Annotated in this window: 15 protein-coding genes; 9 read left to right on the top strand and 6 right to left on the bottom strand. The window is 54.1% G+C overall.

Annotated features, from left to right (window positions below; translation table 11 throughout):
• Positions 1–33: 33 nt before the first annotated feature.
• The 4 genes from JOD55_RS00955 to purB all read right to left on the bottom strand — a co-directional run bounded on the left by JOD55_RS00955 (position 34) and on the right by purB (position 5,232).
• Positions 34–2,688 (bottom strand): heavy metal translocating P-type ATPase, encoded by a 2,655-nt coding sequence (locus JOD55_RS00955; protein WP_239538924.1) that lies wholly within the window; start codon positions 2,686–2,688, stop codon positions 34–36.
• A 2-nt stretch (positions 2,689–2,690) separates the two neighbouring features.
• On the bottom strand, positions 2,691–2,921 hold the full coding sequence (locus JOD55_RS00950) for a heavy-metal-associated domain-containing protein (protein ID WP_204397851.1): 231 nt from the start codon (positions 2,919–2,921) through the stop codon (positions 2,691–2,693).
• 82 nt (positions 2,922–3,003) lie between these two features.
• Entirely contained in the window at positions 3,004–3,756 is a 753-nt protein-coding gene (locus tag JOD55_RS00945) for a DedA family protein (protein WP_239538923.1), read from the bottom strand.
• 48 nt (positions 3,757–3,804) lie between these two features.
• Complete coding sequence (purB, locus tag JOD55_RS00940) at positions 3,805–5,232, bottom strand: adenylosuccinate lyase (RefSeq protein WP_204397849.1); 1,428 nt, start codon at positions 5,230–5,232, stop codon at positions 3,805–3,807.
• 231 nt (positions 5,233–5,463) lie between these two features.
• On the opposite strand from purB, the gene JOD55_RS00935 reads away from it, so the two are divergent.
• From JOD55_RS00935 to JOD55_RS00925, 3 genes are all read left to right on the top strand, one after another.
• Positions 5,464–6,546, top strand: a complete 1,083-nt coding sequence (locus JOD55_RS00935; RefSeq protein ID WP_204397847.1) for a histidinol-phosphate transaminase — start codon at positions 5,464–5,466, stop codon at positions 6,544–6,546.
• A gap of 525 nt (positions 6,547–7,071) precedes the next feature.
• Positions 7,072–7,824, top strand: a complete 753-nt coding sequence (gene aroD, locus JOD55_RS00930) for a type I 3-dehydroquinate dehydratase (protein ID WP_204397845.1) — start codon at positions 7,072–7,074, stop codon at positions 7,822–7,824.
• 362 nt (positions 7,825–8,186) lie between these two features.
• Positions 8,187–10,220: an acyltransferase family protein gene (locus tag JOD55_RS00925; protein WP_204397843.1), complete on the top strand. Its 2,034-nt coding sequence runs from the start codon at positions 8,187–8,189 to the stop codon at positions 10,218–10,220.
• 22 nt (positions 10,221–10,242) lie between these two features.
• Here JOD55_RS00925 and JOD55_RS00920 read toward each other — a convergent pair whose 3' ends face one another.
• On the bottom strand, positions 10,243–11,337 hold the full coding sequence (locus JOD55_RS00920; protein WP_204397841.1) for a CobW C-terminal domain-containing protein: 1,095 nt from the start codon (positions 11,335–11,337) through the stop codon (positions 10,243–10,245).
• A gap of 52 nt (positions 11,338–11,389) precedes the next feature.
• On the opposite strand from JOD55_RS00920, the gene rpmB reads away from it, so the two are divergent.
• The 5 genes from rpmB (at position 11,390) to ykgO (ending at position 12,649) form a co-directional block, all read left to right on the top strand.
• A complete protein-coding gene (gene rpmB / locus JOD55_RS00915; RefSeq protein WP_204397839.1) occupies positions 11,390–11,626 on the top strand; it encodes a 50S ribosomal protein L28 in 237 nt (78 codons plus the stop codon).
• Positions 11,626–11,796 carry a 50S ribosomal protein L33 gene (gene rpmG / locus JOD55_RS00910; protein WP_204397837.1) on the top strand — a complete coding sequence of 57 codons (171 nt, stop codon included), beginning with the start codon at positions 11,626–11,628 and terminating at the stop codon, positions 11,794–11,796. The genes rpmB and rpmG overlap by 1 nt, the downstream gene beginning before the upstream one ends.
• Positions 11,796–12,101 carry a 30S ribosomal protein S14 gene (gene rpsN, locus JOD55_RS00905; protein ID WP_204397835.1) on the top strand — a complete coding sequence of 102 codons (306 nt, stop codon included), beginning with the start codon at positions 11,796–11,798 and terminating at the stop codon, positions 12,099–12,101. Before rpmG ends, rpsN begins: the two co-directional genes overlap by 1 nt.
• Positions 12,102–12,275: 174 nt before the next feature.
• The gene (locus JOD55_RS00900) at positions 12,276–12,527 is read left to right on the top strand and encodes a type B 50S ribosomal protein L31 (protein WP_204397831.1); all 252 of its coding nucleotides are present in this window, start codon (positions 12,276–12,278) and stop codon (positions 12,525–12,527) included.
• Complete coding sequence (ykgO, locus tag JOD55_RS00895; protein ID WP_124054563.1) at positions 12,527–12,649, top strand: type B 50S ribosomal protein L36; 123 nt, start codon at positions 12,527–12,529, stop codon at positions 12,647–12,649. The genes JOD55_RS00900 and ykgO overlap by 1 nt, the downstream gene beginning before the upstream one ends.
• 126 nt (positions 12,650–12,775) lie before the next feature.
• On the opposite strand, the gene JOD55_RS00890 is transcribed toward ykgO, so the two are convergent.
• Positions 12,776–13,666, bottom strand: coding sequence for a DUF559 domain-containing protein (locus JOD55_RS00890; protein WP_204397822.1), 891 nt, complete (start codon positions 13,664–13,666; stop codon positions 12,776–12,778).
• 155 nt (positions 13,667–13,821) lie between these two features.
• Here JOD55_RS00890 and JOD55_RS00885 point away from each other — a divergent pair, with 155 nt between their 5' ends.
• Positions 13,822–14,925, top strand: a complete 1,104-nt coding sequence (locus JOD55_RS00885; protein WP_204397820.1) for a putative sulfate exporter family transporter — start codon at positions 13,822–13,824, stop codon at positions 14,923–14,925.
• The last annotated feature ends 229 nt before the right edge of the window (positions 14,926–15,154 follow it).

Raw genomic sequence — 15,154 nt, 5'->3', positions numbered from 1 at the left:
TATTGTTTGCTTCTTGTGGTGCAGGTAGCTAGGTTAGCGAGCAGCGGAGCGCAAACGCAGTGAGTTGAGCACTACAATGACCGACGACGACGCCATCGCTGCGGCCGCGAGACCAGGGAGAATAACCCCCGCCACAGCGGCTGGAATGGCGATGAGGTTATAACCAAATGCCCACGCAAGATTTTGTTTAATGATTCTGAGCGTGCGTTTTGAGATGTTGATTGCCGCCGGAACTGCGCGAATATCGGAATGAACGATCGTGATGCTTGCAGCGTCTTGTGCCACGTCTGCTCCGGATCCGAGCGCGATGGAAAGATCGGCGGCCGCTAGAGCTGCGGCGTCGTTAACTCCGTCTCCAACCATCGCCACATGTTTGCCCTCACCTTGGAGTTCCTTAATGATTTGCAGCTTGTGGTGAGGTAGGACGTTTCCACGTGCAGCGATATTGAGGTCAGCGGCGATTGCCTCAACAACTTGGGTAGAATCTCCGCTGGCAATCAGCGCGCTAATGCCAAGGTTGCGCAGGTCTTGAATAGCTGCACGCGCTTCAGGGCGCAGCACGTCGCTGATGTTGATGATTCCTATGGCCAGCGAATTTATGGCGACGACGATACTCGTTTCGCCGCGTGAGTTTGCGTTTTCTACGGCTTGCTGAGCTGGTTCAATATTGACGCCCTGCTCATGGAGCCAAGCGAGGCTTCCAGCACGAACTATTTGGGCTGGAGTCGCGGTGCTAGGCGCTGTGCTCGATGTTGTGCTGCTGGGTGTTATGTCGCTAGGCGCTGTGCTGTGAGGCGCTGTGCTGTGAGGCGTTGTGTTGGGAGTGCCGCCGGTTGCGCTGTTCGGTGCGCCGGGTACGTCACGTATGCCAGGTAGGCCGTCAAGCATGAGGCGGGCGCTAACTCCGCTACCTGCGTGAGCAAGGAACGTACCTGCTTGCAGCGATACGCTCGGTCCTGACGGCGTCGTGGGAACGTCGTCTGGCAGCTGATAACGCACGATTGCTTGCGCCAGCGGGTGCTCAGAATGTTTTTCTACCGCTTGGGCAATAGCCAACACGGCGCGTTCGTCAAATACATCAGCACAAGCCTGCACGCTCGTAACCGTCATGACGCCGGTAGTGAGCGTGCCAGTTTTATCGAGCACAACGGTATCTACTGAGTGTGCCGTTTCTAGAATCTCCGCTCCCCGAATCAAAATGCCACGCTGCGACGCCGCTCCCGACCCCACCAAAAGAGCAGTAGGCGTAGCCAAACCGAGTGCGCAAGGGCAGGCCACCACCAGCACAGTGATCGCTGCGGCCAAAGCCATCCCCATAGGGTTGTCGAAGACAAAAACACGCACAAGTAGGGTGAGCAGCGCAATCACCAAAACACTTGGCACAAATACGGCCGATATGCGGTCGGCGAGATTTTGAATTTGGGCTTTGCCGGTTTGTGCCTGTGTGAGCAGGCGTCCCATCTGCTGCAAGGTCGTTTCCGCACCTACGCGCGTGGCACGTATAGTGAGCGAACCGGACGTGTTGAGCGTAGCGCCAGTGACGGCGTCGCCCTCTTTGACCTCGATAGGAACCGATTCGCCGGTGAGAAGCGAAGCGTCGACGCCCGAATGGCCTTCCACGACGATCCCGTCGGTGGCAATTTTCTCGCCCGGCTTGACGAGAAAAACGTCTCCCACCTGCAATTCCTCGATTGAAAGAACTGCGTCCACAGCTTTGCCAGATGCCCTGCGTAGAATATGTACACGCTTTGCGCCCAGCTCAAGCAGGGAATGGAGTGCGTCGCGGGCAGTGCGGCGAGAGCGTGCTTCGAGCCAACGCCCGAGCAGAAGGAAACTCACAATCATCGCAGCTGACTCGAAGTACAAATGTGGCTGGTCAGCATGCATAAGACCGTGAATTCCGCTCATGTGCATGGTGTATCCCAGTTCGCCAGCACCGCCGAGAATGAGTGCCCAGATAGACCAGCCCATCGAGGCAATCACGCCGAGCGAGACGAGCGTATCCATCGTCGACGAGCCGTGGCGAGCTGCCCGGAATGCCGCTCGATGGAAAGGATATCCACCCCAGAAAGCTACGGGCACGCTCAGCGCAAAAACTAGCCATTGCCAGGCGGGAAATTGCGCGCTGGTGATCATCGATAACGCCACGATTGGCACAGTGAGCAGCATGGATACGATCATACGCAGCCGCAGATCGGCGATTCGGGCTGCGTGGGCGCGCTGGGTAGCTTCTTCGTATGCTGCAATATCGCTACTTGGAGCAGAATTCTGTGCGCCTAACTCGCTGAGCAGGGTTCTTTGCAGGACTTGCGCGTTATATCCGGCTTTTTCGACCACTGCCACGAGATCGCTATCACTCACGCTGCGCGCGCTTTCAGCGATGCTCACGTGCGCTTTTTCGGTAGCGAGATTGACGACGGCGTTCACACCTGCGAGTTTGTTGAGTTTCTTTTCTACTCGCGCCACGCACGAGGCGCAGGTCATACCAGAAATTGCCAGATCAACCTCGGCGTATAGCTCCTCAGGTGACCCATCCGTTGACTCATTGGGCAGCCCGTGAGGTGGCACGTGAGGCTGTGTGCGAGGTGACTTGCGGGATGACTCGTGAGCTGGCGCGTGAGGTTGCTCCTCGGGTTGCATCTCAGAGGTGTGCGCCTGCGCAGAATCTGGCAAGTCGGTATCGTGCATGGTTATCGAAGAATTTCTTCCACGGTGTAGTTGCCCGCTTCGGCCACAGCTTCGCGAAGTTCTACATCAGAAAGGTCGGAATCGGTAATAACGGTCACTGTGGAGATTCCTTGAGCTTCAAGTTCAACCATTACGTTGGACACGCCGTTAAGTTCGGTGAGTTCGTCTGTTACGTGTTGGGCGCAGTGACCGCACGTCATTCCAGATACTTTAAGTTCGATATTGGATGGCATATTTTTCCCTTTCAGTGGCACTGGATCGGCTGGTACCGAACGTGCTGATCGGTTACTAAGAACGTGCTGACCAGGTACCGAGTCAGCTAACGCGACTGAGGGAATCGTCGTCGGTATTCTCGTTAAGAGAGTTCTTTTTGGCCTTATTGCGGCGAACTTTCAGCACTATCCACACGATGATCGCAACAACAACGATTCCAGCAACGATCTTAGTGAGAATTCCGATGTAATCTTCGACGAGATTCCAGTTTTCGCCAAGCGCATATCCGGCGTAGATCAGTGCGGTGTTCCAAATCGCTGAACCTACGGTTGTGAACAGCAAAAAGAGCGGTAAATTCATCTTCACCACACCGGCTGGCAGTGAAATCAATGAGCGGAAAATTGGAAGCATTCGGCCAAAAAAGACGGTTGACCGGTCGTGTTTATGGAAAAATGCCTCAGTTTTATCAATGTCGGCGGTGTCGAAGAGGGGGAGTTTCCCCATGATTGCGCGGGTGCGCTCGCGGCCAATCCAGCGCGCGGCTCCGTAGAGCAAAATCGCGCCGATAACTGATCCTACGGTTGCCCAAATAATCGCAGCTAGAATGCCGAATTGAGTGCCTTGTGAAGCGGTGAATCCAGCCAGTGGCAAAATTACTTCCGACGGAATCGGTGGAAAAAGATTTTCCGCGGCAATGAGCAGGGCGATTCCGACTCCGCCGAGCGATTCCATGATCGTAACCGTCCAGGCAGCGATGCCGGAAAGGTCTTGGGTGGAGGTGCTCGACTGAGTCAGAACCGGATTGGTCAAAACCGGATTGATCTGCATGAAAGCGTTGAGAAAAGCAGGATACATAGCGCGCCTAACAGCTCAGGAAAAGATTGAGTTCGGCTGCGCGATGGCTCAGCCGTTACTCAAAAAATCTACCAGTTGCGTTGCGAGTCCGGTGTAGTTACTCGGTGTGAGCTTGAGTAAACGCTCTTCAACTTCTTGAGGCATGGACAATTCTTTGATGAATTCGTGCATGTCTTGCTCGGTGACGTGACGTCCACGAGTGAGATCCTTAAGGCGCTCGTAGGGGTTTCCCATACCAGTTGCGCCGGCGATTGCGGCTGCGCGCATGGCCTGCTGAATTGGTTCGCCGAGTACTTCCCAAGAGTTGTTGAGATCGGCTTCGAGTCTGGCGGGATCGACGTCAAGCCCGGCAACTCCGCGTTGGAGGTTTTCCAGAGCAAGCAAGGAATGACCAAAGGCCACGCCAATATTGCGCTGGGTGGTGGAGTCGGTGAGGTCGCGTTGCATACGTGACGTTACTAAAGTGGCAGATAGCGAATCGAATAATGCGCATGAGATTTCCATATTCGCCTCTGCGTTTTCGAAGCGGATCGGATTCACCTTGTGTGGCATTGTTGATGAGCCGGTAGAGCCTTGTGCTGCAAGATTCTGTTTGAAGTATCCCAGCGAGATATAAGTCCAAAAATCGGTGGCAAGGTTGTGCGCGATGCGGTTGAAACGAGCCACATCTGCAAAAAGCTCAGCCATCCAGTCATGAGATTCAATCTGGGTGGTAAGTGGATTCCACGTGAGCCCTAAACCAGTGACGAAAGCTTCGGACAAAGCCGGCCAATCGGCGTCGGGAATTGCGGCGACGTGCGCACCAAAAGTGCCGGTAGCGCCGTTGATCTTGCCAAGAAACTCCGTTTTTTCGATGCGGCGCAGCTGGCGACTCAAGCGGTAAGCGAGTACGGCGACTTCCTTGCCCAGCGTGCTCGGAGTGGCCGTCTGCCCATGCGTGCGGGAAAGCATGGGCTGTTGTGCCTGGTCATGGGCAAGTTGTGACAACTGTGCCACGAAGTCTCGTGCCTTGGGAAGCCAAACCTGGTGGACGGCGTCGCGAACGGTCACCGCGTAGGCGAGGTTGTTGATGTCCTCCGAGGTGCAGAAGATGTGCACGATTTCGTGCAGCTTGCCCAGCGAGGTTTCGCCAAGGGAGTGCTCGGCGTTATCGAGACGGCGCTTGAGGTAGTACTCTACGGCTTTGACATCGTGTTTCGTCTCGTTTTCGATCTCTTTGAGCTCGGCGATGTCGGCGGCACCGAAGTGCCGCACGATCGCTCGTAAATATTCGATTTCATTGGCGGTGAGCTTGGGAGCGCCGGGAAGCACGCCGTTGTTAGTGAGGAAAATTAGCCATTCGACTTCGACGTATACGCGCGCCCGATTCAGCGCCGCTTCGGAGAGATGGTTGGTGAGTGGAGCTACTGATGACCGGTAGCGTCCGTCGAGTGGTCCGAGAGCGATTGACGGTTCTATCTGTGCAAAATCTTCCATGATTCTATTCTTTCATGAGGCTCGGGATGATCTTTATCGATTGCGATTGGTGGACGCTTTCATCTCAAAACGTGAGCAGGGGAGGTTGGGGTGTTGTGTGGGTGGCGTGGAGGCGGGGATGGCTCGTGGTATTGGCATGACGGTGCGGTGGTGGTGTGCCGTGTGGGCTGTGGTTTTGGGCAATTTCGCTTTCCCCTTTTGAAATCCGTACAAAGTGGGCATTATTAGATTATGGAATTTCCTCATGAGTCTTTTTTCCGCCCAGAAATCTTAAATCTCCCTGCTTATGTGGCTGGGAAGAGAGCTCATGATCCGGGTGTTATTAAATTGGCGTCGAATGAATCGCCGTTTCCAACATTACCGGCAGTACAGGCCGCAATTGAAGCCCATCTTGGCGGATTGAGTCGCTATCCTGATATGGCAAATGCTCTGCTCACCAGCAAGATTGCTCAGCTCCACGACGTCGATGAATCATGCGTCATTATATCTAATGGTTCTGTGGCGCTGATCGAAAAAATTCTCAGCGCGGTGTGCACTTCCAATTCCCAGGTAGTTGTGCCTTGGCGATCTTTTGAGGCTTATCCGATAGCTATTAGCATGGCCGGTGCTCAGGCGGTGAAAGTGCCATTGCGCAACGACGGAAACGCAGATCTTGCTGCGATGCTTGGAGCGATTAACGCTCGCACGCGAGCAATTATTGTGTGTACGCCAAATAACCCAACGTCGTCGGCATTGAATCATACCGAGTTGCGAGATTTCTTGATTCAGGTTCCCCCGCATATTCCCGTGCTTCTCGATGAGGCTTATGTGGATTATGTGGAGATGGACGATCCTGTGCGGGGCATTGAGCTGGTGAAAGAATTAGGCAATGTGATTTCTTTGCGCACGTTTTCAAAAGCCTATGGTTTGGCAGGTTTGCGTTGTGGGTATGCGGTGGCGGGTGCCGAGGTGAGCCGTCATTTGCTTGCGTGTCTCACTCCGTTCGGCGTTAATACATTGGCGCAGGTAGCGGCAGTGGCTGCGCTTGATTCGGTAGCGGAAGTGTGGCGTCGTGTTGAGATTACGAAGCAGGAGCGCGCGAACGTCGTCAACGCATTGTGTGCATTGGGGTGGCGCAGTGCCAAGCCGCAAGGGAATTTTGTGTGGTTTGATTTGCGTGATGGTGTTGATGAGACGCAGAGGTTTACCCTGCTCTGTGAGGATGAGGGGATTACTGTGCGCACTTTTGCAGGTGAGGGTACTCGGGTGACGATCGCTGAGCCAGAGGGCTCCCTGCGCCTGATTCGTGCGTACAGTGCTTTTCGGAGGATTTGAGAAGTACTGAGCTCTGCTTGGTTGTTTTTATTGTCTGTTCTGCCCAGGTGTTGAGTGTGCTTGGTTATTCTCGCCTGTGGCTTTGTGTTCGCCGAAGCATACTGATTTGCAGGTAAGTGGGCGGCCTTGTGTAAGGAAGTTTGCGGCTTTATGGAAGGTAAGTGGGCGGCCTTGTAGGAAAATGCGTGCTCAAAACGTATGTTTGATTTCCAAGAGCTGAAATAGGCAGACACTATCGATAGTGGTTGTTAGGATGGAACGAGCGGTCACGCAATATTTTGGTGCGATTTCGGCAAGTAGTCGAAATATATCGAGATGTTGCCGAAATCGCCCCAAAAAATGATGAGAACGACACGAAGGTCCGAAGGAACGTCTGAAAAACGCCTGAAAAACGTCCGAAAAGGCGTGAATGTCCGAAAGGGCGTCTGGAAGATTGGCGTGAAGGTTCGAAGGAAGGTCCGAAAGGACGCTGCGAATATCTAAAAACGTCCCAAAAGACACGAATGTCGGAAAGCAGGAGGGTGCATGATTTTCGATGAATCGAAGAAGCCGTCGGTCATTGTGCCTTTGACCGGCACCACTACGCAGATGCTGATCGAGCAGGCATGCGCTGCCGAAGCCGCCGGTGCGGACGTCATCGAGTGGCGGATCGATTTCATGATCGGCGCCCATCAAAACCTTTCGTTCACCTCGCTCGGTCGCGAGATTATTGAGCCAATCCTTGAAAATACTACGGTTCCCTTGCTGCTCACAATCCGTACGATGGAACAAGGCGGGCAAGTGAAGCTCTCCGACGGGCGGTATCGGATTTTACTGGCCGAAATGCTAGACACCTTGAATTACCTGCAAGTTCCCGCGGAACGAATCGGCATTGATCTGGAATTCCGCTTTGAGGGTACGCCGGCTCTGTGCGTGCGCGCCCAGAAGTTGGGCTACACGGTGGTGTTATCTCATCACGATTGGAACGAAACACCTGATCTTGAAGTCATGTATCTTCTGTTTGACGAGATGCTCGAGCTCAAAGGTGCAGTAGCTAAGCTCGCTGTGACGCCGCGTGAGGAGTCCGACGTCGATGCGCTGCTTGCCACTGCACGCAAGGTTTCGCGTGAGCGCCGTCGCCCAATCATCGCACTTTCGATGGGTGAGCTGGGTAAGCGCTCGCGACTAGAGGGGTGGAAGTTTGGTTCGATTGCCACTTTTGCTGCGGTTGGCGAGGGGTCGGCTCCGGGACAGCCAAGTGTTGCAGAGTTGCGCGAGGCGCTTAATGCTGGTGGTTAAGCCTGTGAAATGCTGTGTCACTTAGCACTACCACGCTATGCAACACCGACACTGCGTCTGATACTACGCCATGCAGCACCGGTGCTCCGTCACTACCGTGCAGCACTGGTCGCACCACGCACCGGCACCACGTTACCGCGCTGCACCACCCGGCGCACCGGCATCGCCCGACGCGACACGCACGCCAAAAAATAATTGTAACAATTCGGTTGCAATATCCGAGTGATAATCACGGATATATACCGAAAAATCTTGGTGGTCATACCCAGGTATGACCCATTTCGCTCAAGAATCAATTTAGGGAATGACGAGAAAATATTTCCTTGTTTTAGACTGAGATGGTGGGAGGACGAACGAACAGCATGCAAATCCACAAGCCTGAAAATAACACAATCTCACCGTCGCAAACTTTTCGCTTAGGTGGTCTTGATGGGCTGCGAGCAATAGCTTGTATCGCGGTCTTGATTTACCATACGTGGGCAGTAGTTTTGCCCGGCGGCTTTCTTGGCGTGGACGTCTTTTTTGTTCTTTCTGGCTTTCTTATCACCTCGCTTTTGGTCAAAGACCTCGAAAATTATGGCACGATCAGGATCGGTCGATTCTGGATGCGGCGTTGGCGCCGGTTGTTTCCTGCCGTTTTCACCTCAGTGTTTGTGACGGTGCCAATCGCGGCTCTGATCAACACGGATATTTTGGTGAAACTGCGCAGCCAGGTGGCTGGAGCTTTCACTTTCACATACAACTGGGTGGCCATCGCAACTGGTTCTACATACTTCGAGCAGGGATCGCCTAACCTGTTGACTAATATGTGGACACTCGCTGTTGAGCAGCAGTTCTACATTTTATGGCCGCTAATTATGGTGGGATTGTGGTGGCTCAATCGCACTTTACGAATTGCATCTCCGCTGCTCTTAGCGGCAGTGTCGGTGGGGCTGATGGCGTATGCAGTCGCCGATGGTGGGGACGTCACGCGCGCCTACATGGGCACCGACTCGCATGCGTTTGGCCTGATGATAGGCGCCGCTGCAGCTATTTTCTGTGGTTCTGTGCTTGACCCGGCCGAAAAACCGGACGATCGGCGCGCTCTTATTTCGCCGAACGTCATGGGCGCACTGGGCGTGCTCGGTCTGCTGGGCGTGTTTGCCAGCTTCGTTTTTGCTGATGAGCATCAAATGGTCACCTATCCGTGGGTGATGCTCGCGGTGGTGTTGTGCTCGTTGTTCGTTGTGATGGGGATGACGGCGCCCTACCAGCAAGCAGGTACGGTTGCGTATCGTTTGCGCAGTTTTCTAGATTTGCGTGCTTTTACGTGGATTGGTGAGCGCTCTTATGGCATTTACCTTTGGCATTGGCCATTGGTGGTGATCTGGCAGACCGTATTCCCCGATGCGCATCCTGCTATAGCCACCCTTGTGATCGCCGCAATTTCTGTTGTTGCTGCCGCTTTGAGCTTCAGATTTGTTGAGAATCCGATGCGTTACAACGGGATTAATGCCACGTTGCGGCTTTGGTTTGGGGCCTTGCGCACGCAAGTTTCGTCGATGCGTCAAGCTAACGACGGCGATTCCGCAGTTCTCTCGAAAAAATGGTTTGCTGCCACACGGCTTTTTGCAATGGTTCTATGCTCCTCGCTGTTTATATATGCGCTGGTAGCTGCGCCAGTCGAGTCCGAGGTTGAGGCGGGATTCCAAAAAAGTGAAGAAGTGGCTGCTCAGCAGGGTGCGCAGGCCGGCGCTCAGCCAAACGGAGGAGCGCAGCAGGGTAACGGCACGCAACCTAATCCTGGAGGTGCTCAACCAGGGCACCCGAATGGCTCCGCTGCGCAGCCTGGAGGTGGCGCGCAATCCAACAAAGACTTAGTCACGAAAGCAAATGCCAAGGTAGCAGGAGAAAATATCACAGTTTTGGGTGACTCCGTGATCGCTATGGTCGACCCGGTCATGGCCAATAAATGGCCAGGTATCGTGGTTGATGGGCAAAAGAACCGCTCCCAGCACTCGATCTCCCCGCTGATTCAGCAGCATTTAGGCGATAATACGCTACGCCATTACGTGGTGATTGGAGTGGCGAATAACGGCGCCGTGCGCGATGCGGATATCGACCGCTGGCTTCAAGAAATTGGTCCAGATCGTGTGATGGTGCTGATCACTGGGCATGGCACGGCTCGCACTACGTGGATTCCAGAGTCAAATGCTGCGATTGCGCGCGCAAAGGAACGTCACCCTGATCAAGTGGTGATAGCCGACTGGTACACGATTGTGGAGCAGAATCCTGAAGCCGTCTATCGTGATCGCACGCATCCCAACCCGGATGGAAATCCGCTTTTTGTAGCAGAAGTTGAGAAAGCACTCAACGAAGGCTCAAAACTGGCGCCGTCGGTAGAGGCGAAGAAGTAGCAAGTGGATGCGGCGTGCGCATTTAGTCTTGTTCGCGTCCCTCGCCAAACCACTCGCCCAAACCGTCGTCGGCACCGACCCACGCGTATGCGTCGTCGTGATTATCAATAAGGATTGCGTGAAATGCCTTTTCGATCTTTTCGCAGGTCTCGGGGTTTCCGACGCCAGTGACGATCAAGTGGCAACGTGGTGACAGTGGCGCGGAATCTTCGGAAACGTACAGCTCAGACCATCTGCCGGCGTCGCCTACGCTCACGACACCGCCGATAGCTTCCCAAGAGCAGATGCGGTCGGGACGTGACGGAAGCCAAAAACAGCCGCGTGCGCACACGTTCTCTCCGGCCAGGTCAGCGACCATGTCGCGAAGTCGCTCGGGGTGAAAAGGGTTCTCAGAGTAGAGATCGAGAGTCCAGGTTCCGTGTGAATCTGGTCCGCCCCAGGCCTGCGTGGTGGCAGGGTGGATGCGGTCGACGCCGTCGGCCGGGTCGTGCTCGATTTTGCGAATTTCGTCGAGGAGTGGCTTGTCAATGCCGTTGAGGAGGAGTACGTCGTGGGGGCGCAGATGTTCGATGAGTTCCTGCCCAAGCCCGTTATCAGGGCCGACGGTGAGGATAATGTCTGCGTAGCCCAGGTTCATCATGTGCACCTCGGCAAGGCAGCGCTCGTCGCCGTCGAAAAGATTGGCATTCACTTCGCGCAGCTCACGGTGGCCAAGGAGGTCGTCCGACGCGGTCGCGGAGTCGATAATATGCGTGACTCCAAGGAGTTTGATGGGTGCGCCGGGGATTAGTTCGAGTTCGGTGCTCAGACCAGGAACAAGATGGATGAGTTCAACGCCCGGTGGGAGGAGGAGAAGTGTTTCGGGGCTTGATGTCGCGCGGCGAAGTGTGAACTCGATGATGGCCGAGCGTAGTGCGCACGTTGCGCAATCGCCGTCGATAGGAAACTCGTGAACTTCGCTCGTTTCGAAAGGTGAGAGACTCGAGAAACGTACGGCGCCGTCGTCGGTGAATGCGCTGGTGAAGATGGAAGCGCCGTCGGCAGAAAAAATGAGCGCGGTGAGGTCGCGAATACTTTCGTCAAGTGTTGAAATGATTCCGAGAGAATGCTGAGTCATTTTGGTCACTCCAGATTGCGAATAATGAGAGTCGTTCTATATAGTGCCATGTATGACTACATATTGCCAAGTTACCGGGAAGAAGCCGTCCTTCGGGAACGCTGTATCACATTCCCACCGTAAAACCCGACGTCGTTGGGATCCGAACCTGCAGACGAAGCGGTATTTCGTGCCTTCCCTTGGACGCACGATCAAGCTCACCGTATCCGCCACCGGCATCAAGACCATCGACAAGCGTGGAATCGATTCCGTGGTGGCTGAAATGATCGCACGAGGAGAGAAAATCTGATGGCTGCAAAAGCAAAGGACGTTCGCCCGATTATCAAGCTAATTTCCACAGCTGGCACCGGTTACACCTATGTGACGCGCAAGAATCGCCGCAATAACCCTGAGCGTATGGTGCTGCGCAAGTATGATCCGATGGTGCGTAAGCACGTTGAATTCAAGGAGTCGCGCTAATGGCAAAACGCTCAAAGATTGAGAAGAACAAGCAGCGAATCGCCATTGTTGAGCGTTACGCCGAAAAGCGTGCGGCTCTCAAGGCTGCGAGTGTGAATCCGCACCTCAGTGAAGAAGAGCGGGAGGCTGCGATGTTTGCGCTGCACCGCTTGCCACGTGATGCTTCGCCGACGCGTGTGCGTAACCGCGATGTTGTGGACGGGCGTCCGCGTGGGTACCTGCGCAAAGCTGGCATTTCGCGCGTGCGCTTCCGTGAGATGGCTTCGCGTGGAGAACTTCCGGGAATTCGCAAGTCGTCTTGGTGATGGGTGTGGGCTTGCGTGCGCACCTGTTGATTGCCTGTGCGTGAGCCGGTGCGTGAGGTTACACGTGAGCCGGTGCGTGAGGCTACACGTGAGCCGGTGCGTGCACTTGCCTAATTATTAGCATCTACCTTTAGGCCACGTTGATAATAATTGTCGGTGTAGAAAGAAAAAAATATGAAACCAAATATTCATCCGGATTACCATCCGGTAGTTTTCCGTGATCGCAGTGCAGATTTCGCGTTTTTGACCCGATCAACGGCTACGTCTGACCGCACGATTGAGTGGGAAGATGGCAACACCTATCCTGTGATTGACGTGGAAGTTTCTTCGCAATCCCACCCATTCTGGACGGGCAAGGGTCGCATTGTTGACACCGCTGGACGCGTTGAGAAGTTCCAGCGCCGTTACGGTAAGAAAGTGAACTGATGAAAGTACGTGCATCGTTAAAGTCGCTGGTCAATCAGCCAGGCGCACAGGTTGTGCGTCGCCGAGGCCGCATTTACGTGATTAACAAGCAAAATCCACGTATGAAAGGCCGTCAGGGCTGAGTGTGGCTTGGGTAAGCCGAGTCTTGCTTTTCAAATTGTTGGGGCTGTTTTCGCAACATCTGCATATATATCGAGATGTTGCGAAAACAGCCCCAGCTTTTCGTTTCGTTTGCCGTCTTTCCAATGTCAACGCCGTGAGGCTGCAGGTACTCGGGTTAGTCGGTGATGAATACGTGCTTTCAAAGTATTCGAGAGCACTTTTTGCGTCTCGTCCCATGTGTCCCAAATCTGCTCATAACTGAGCCGAATAACGTGATAACCAAGCGCCAGAGCAGCCAGATCGCGACGACGATCGTTACGATAGCGATCATATTGGCTGTGGTGAGCAGCGCTATCACACTCAACAATAAGCGAATTTCCCACGAGAAGATCTACGCGCCCGACGTCCTCGATATGTACCTGCGCCTCAACTTTCACTTTCCTCAGCAGGAAAAACAGTCGAACTCGTGATTCGCTTCCTGATTCAGAACTCGCGCTAAGATACCTGCTTAGTGCCGCTTTCTTTATTCCGCGGTGGGTCAATGCGGCGCGCGCATCGCTTAGCGACATGATTCCTTGATTTATGGCGGATTTGAGCGCGATGAAGCAAGTTTCTCGATCGTGACATCGCAAAGCGTGACCCATCGCCTCGTCGAAACTGCATATAGGATATGGAGATAAACGCTGTACACGATGCGTGTAGACTTTTCCATAAGCTGCCGAAATATGCCGAGATTCGACGAATTTGTCGAAAAGAATAGGCTGCGTCCGTGACTTTGATATCTCCAAATGCAACCCCGCGTCTCGTTCCACCCATATTCGGTAGTATTTACAGGCGCTCAAACATCCAATGCGCGCTCCTAGCCGAATAGCTGTGACAACAGCAGGATCTGCATTGTCCACTGCATACCAGTTATAGCCGATCCGAGTCAGGGTGCCATTTCGGATGGCTTTATGGAGTTGTGATTCAGTAGCAATTCCCATATCTGGTAGGTCGGCGCGTCGTAAAACGCCGTGAACGTAAGGACTTATGTGCATTTAATCATTACAGCGAAGTTGCAAGACTGTCCGCTTCGCGTTGAATGCAGTTGTTGATAAACCTGTATTTTCGCGCCGTTGTGGACAACTAGGAGCAGCACGCCTCAATGAACTTCCTCAGTTTATGGTACGCTTTCGCCGTATATACTGGCACAGTGACTACCAGACTTCGCCATACAACTGAACATTTTCGCCAATATGTCCCAGGTTTCGCTGTTTCCACGGCTGCCGCTATCGCGGCGGTAGCGATCAACAGTGCGGTTCCCACGTTGAGTGCCCTGCTCTTAGCCATCATTTTTGGAGTGATCGCTCGCAATACGAACCTTCTCCGGTCAGGTATGGAAGCAGGTCTGGCGGTTGTCTCGAAACGCTGGCTGCGGATCGGCATCGTGCTTCTCGGATTTCAATTGGTCTTGACCGACATAGCCAAGCTTGGTTGGGGCGTGCTCGGAACGGTAGTGTGCGTGGTTGCACTGGGCATAGTCACGTCTGTGCTGCTTGGGCGGATGATGGGTGTTTCGCCCACGCTGGCTTTATTGATAGGCTGCGGATTCTCGATTTGTGGAGCGGCGGCAGTAGCGGGCATGGATGGATCGATTGACGCTGACGAGCGTGACGTCGCCACTGCCGTTGCGCTTGTTGTTCTGTTTGGCACTGCCATGATTTTCGTTGCACCGGCGCTGGTGCTTGGCGTGGGCATGGACGCACGCACTGCCGGAGTCTGGGAAGGCGCCGCGATTCACGAGGTAGCACAAGTAGTTGCGGCTGCCGGCATCACCGGTGGTGGAATTGTGAAGACGGCGGTGGTGGTCAAGTTGGCGCGGGTGCTTATGCTGGCTCCGGTGATCACGCTCGTTACGCTTTTCGCAACGCTACTGGGTGTGCACCCTGCGGCGTCGCCTGCCCGCACCATAGTCGAACCACGTGTAGTTGAACCGCCCGTAGCTGACAGAGCGTTCTCGACCGCACGCTTGAATTGCCCGACCGCCATGCTCACGAAGCGTCCTCCATTAGTGCCGCTTTTCGTGCTCGGTTTTATCGGCGCTGCGGTAATCGCGACGTCTGGCATTGTGCCAGCTCAAGGCTTGGCTGCAATAAAGGTTGTGCAAACATTCCTACTTGCCGCAGCAATGTTTGGCCTTGGCTGCGGAGTGAAAATTGTTGAACTTCGCAAAGTAGGGGTGAAACCGCTGGTATTGGGCTTGGTGGTGTCTGTTGTGGTGGCGATGGTTGCTTACGTTGGGGCAATCTTAAGCTAGCGATTTCTCGTGTTGGAGAATAGCAACGAAGAAAAGACGAAGAGAATTGGTGCGTTTTAGGCAACATTTCAACATATATACAGTAGTTGCGAAAACAGCCCCAAGAATCGGGCGTTGGCGTTCGTAAAGTGCGCGCTAACTGTGCATCGCCACATAACCAAGCAGGTGTTCCACTTATTCCATACACCCACTACCTCGAGCACCTCCGCGATTCCCCATGCCACGCCCC

The organism is Arcanobacterium pluranimalium (assembly GCF_016907845.1).
GTDB classification, from domain to species: domain Bacteria; phylum Actinomycetota; class Actinomycetes; order Actinomycetales; family Actinomycetaceae; genus Arcanobacterium_A; species Arcanobacterium_A pluranimalium.
The sequence above is the reverse complement of the archived record's forward strand: the minus strand, read 5'-3'. Positions and strand labels throughout refer to the sequence as shown.

Coding starts and splice junctions, on each gene's coding strand:
- JOD55_RS00935 (WP_204397847.1), top strand. CDS start 5,464: ATGGAATTTCCTCATGAGTCTTTTTTCCGCCCAGAAATCTTAAATCTC.
- JOD55_RS00900 (WP_204397831.1), top strand. CDS start 12,276: ATGAAACCAAATATTCATCCGGATTACCATCCGGTAGTTTTCCGTGAT.
- JOD55_RS00955 (WP_239538924.1), bottom strand. CDS start 2,688: ATGCACGATACCGACTTGCCAGATTCTGCGCAGGCGCACACCTCTGAG.
- rpmB (WP_204397839.1), top strand. CDS start 11,390: ATGACTACATATTGCCAAGTTACCGGGAAGAAGCCGTCCTTCGGGAAC.
- rpmG (WP_204397837.1), top strand. CDS start 11,626: ATGGCTGCAAAAGCAAAGGACGTTCGCCCGATTATCAAGCTAATTTCC.
- JOD55_RS00920 (WP_204397841.1), bottom strand. CDS start 11,337: ATGACTCAGCATTCTCTCGGAATCATTTCAACACTTGACGAAAGTATT.
- JOD55_RS00945 (WP_239538923.1), bottom strand. CDS start 3,756: ATGTATCCTGCTTTTCTCAACGCTTTCATGCAGATCAATCCGGTTTTG.
- JOD55_RS00950 (WP_204397851.1), bottom strand. CDS start 2,921: ATGCCATCCAATATCGAACTTAAAGTATCTGGAATGACGTGCGGTCAC.
- purB (WP_204397849.1), bottom strand. CDS start 5,232: ATGGAAGATTTTGCACAGATAGAACCGTCAATCGCTCTCGGACCACTC.
- JOD55_RS00890 (WP_204397822.1), bottom strand. CDS start 13,666: ATGCACATAAGTCCTTACGTTCACGGCGTTTTACGACGCGCCGACCTA.
- aroD (WP_204397845.1), top strand. CDS start 7,072: ATGATTTTCGATGAATCGAAGAAGCCGTCGGTCATTGTGCCTTTGACC.
- rpsN (WP_204397835.1), top strand. CDS start 11,796: ATGGCAAAACGCTCAAAGATTGAGAAGAACAAGCAGCGAATCGCCATT.
- JOD55_RS00925 (WP_204397843.1), top strand. CDS start 8,187: ATGCAAATCCACAAGCCTGAAAATAACACAATCTCACCGTCGCAAACT.
- ykgO (WP_124054563.1), top strand. CDS start 12,527: ATGAAAGTACGTGCATCGTTAAAGTCGCTGGTCAATCAGCCAGGCGCA.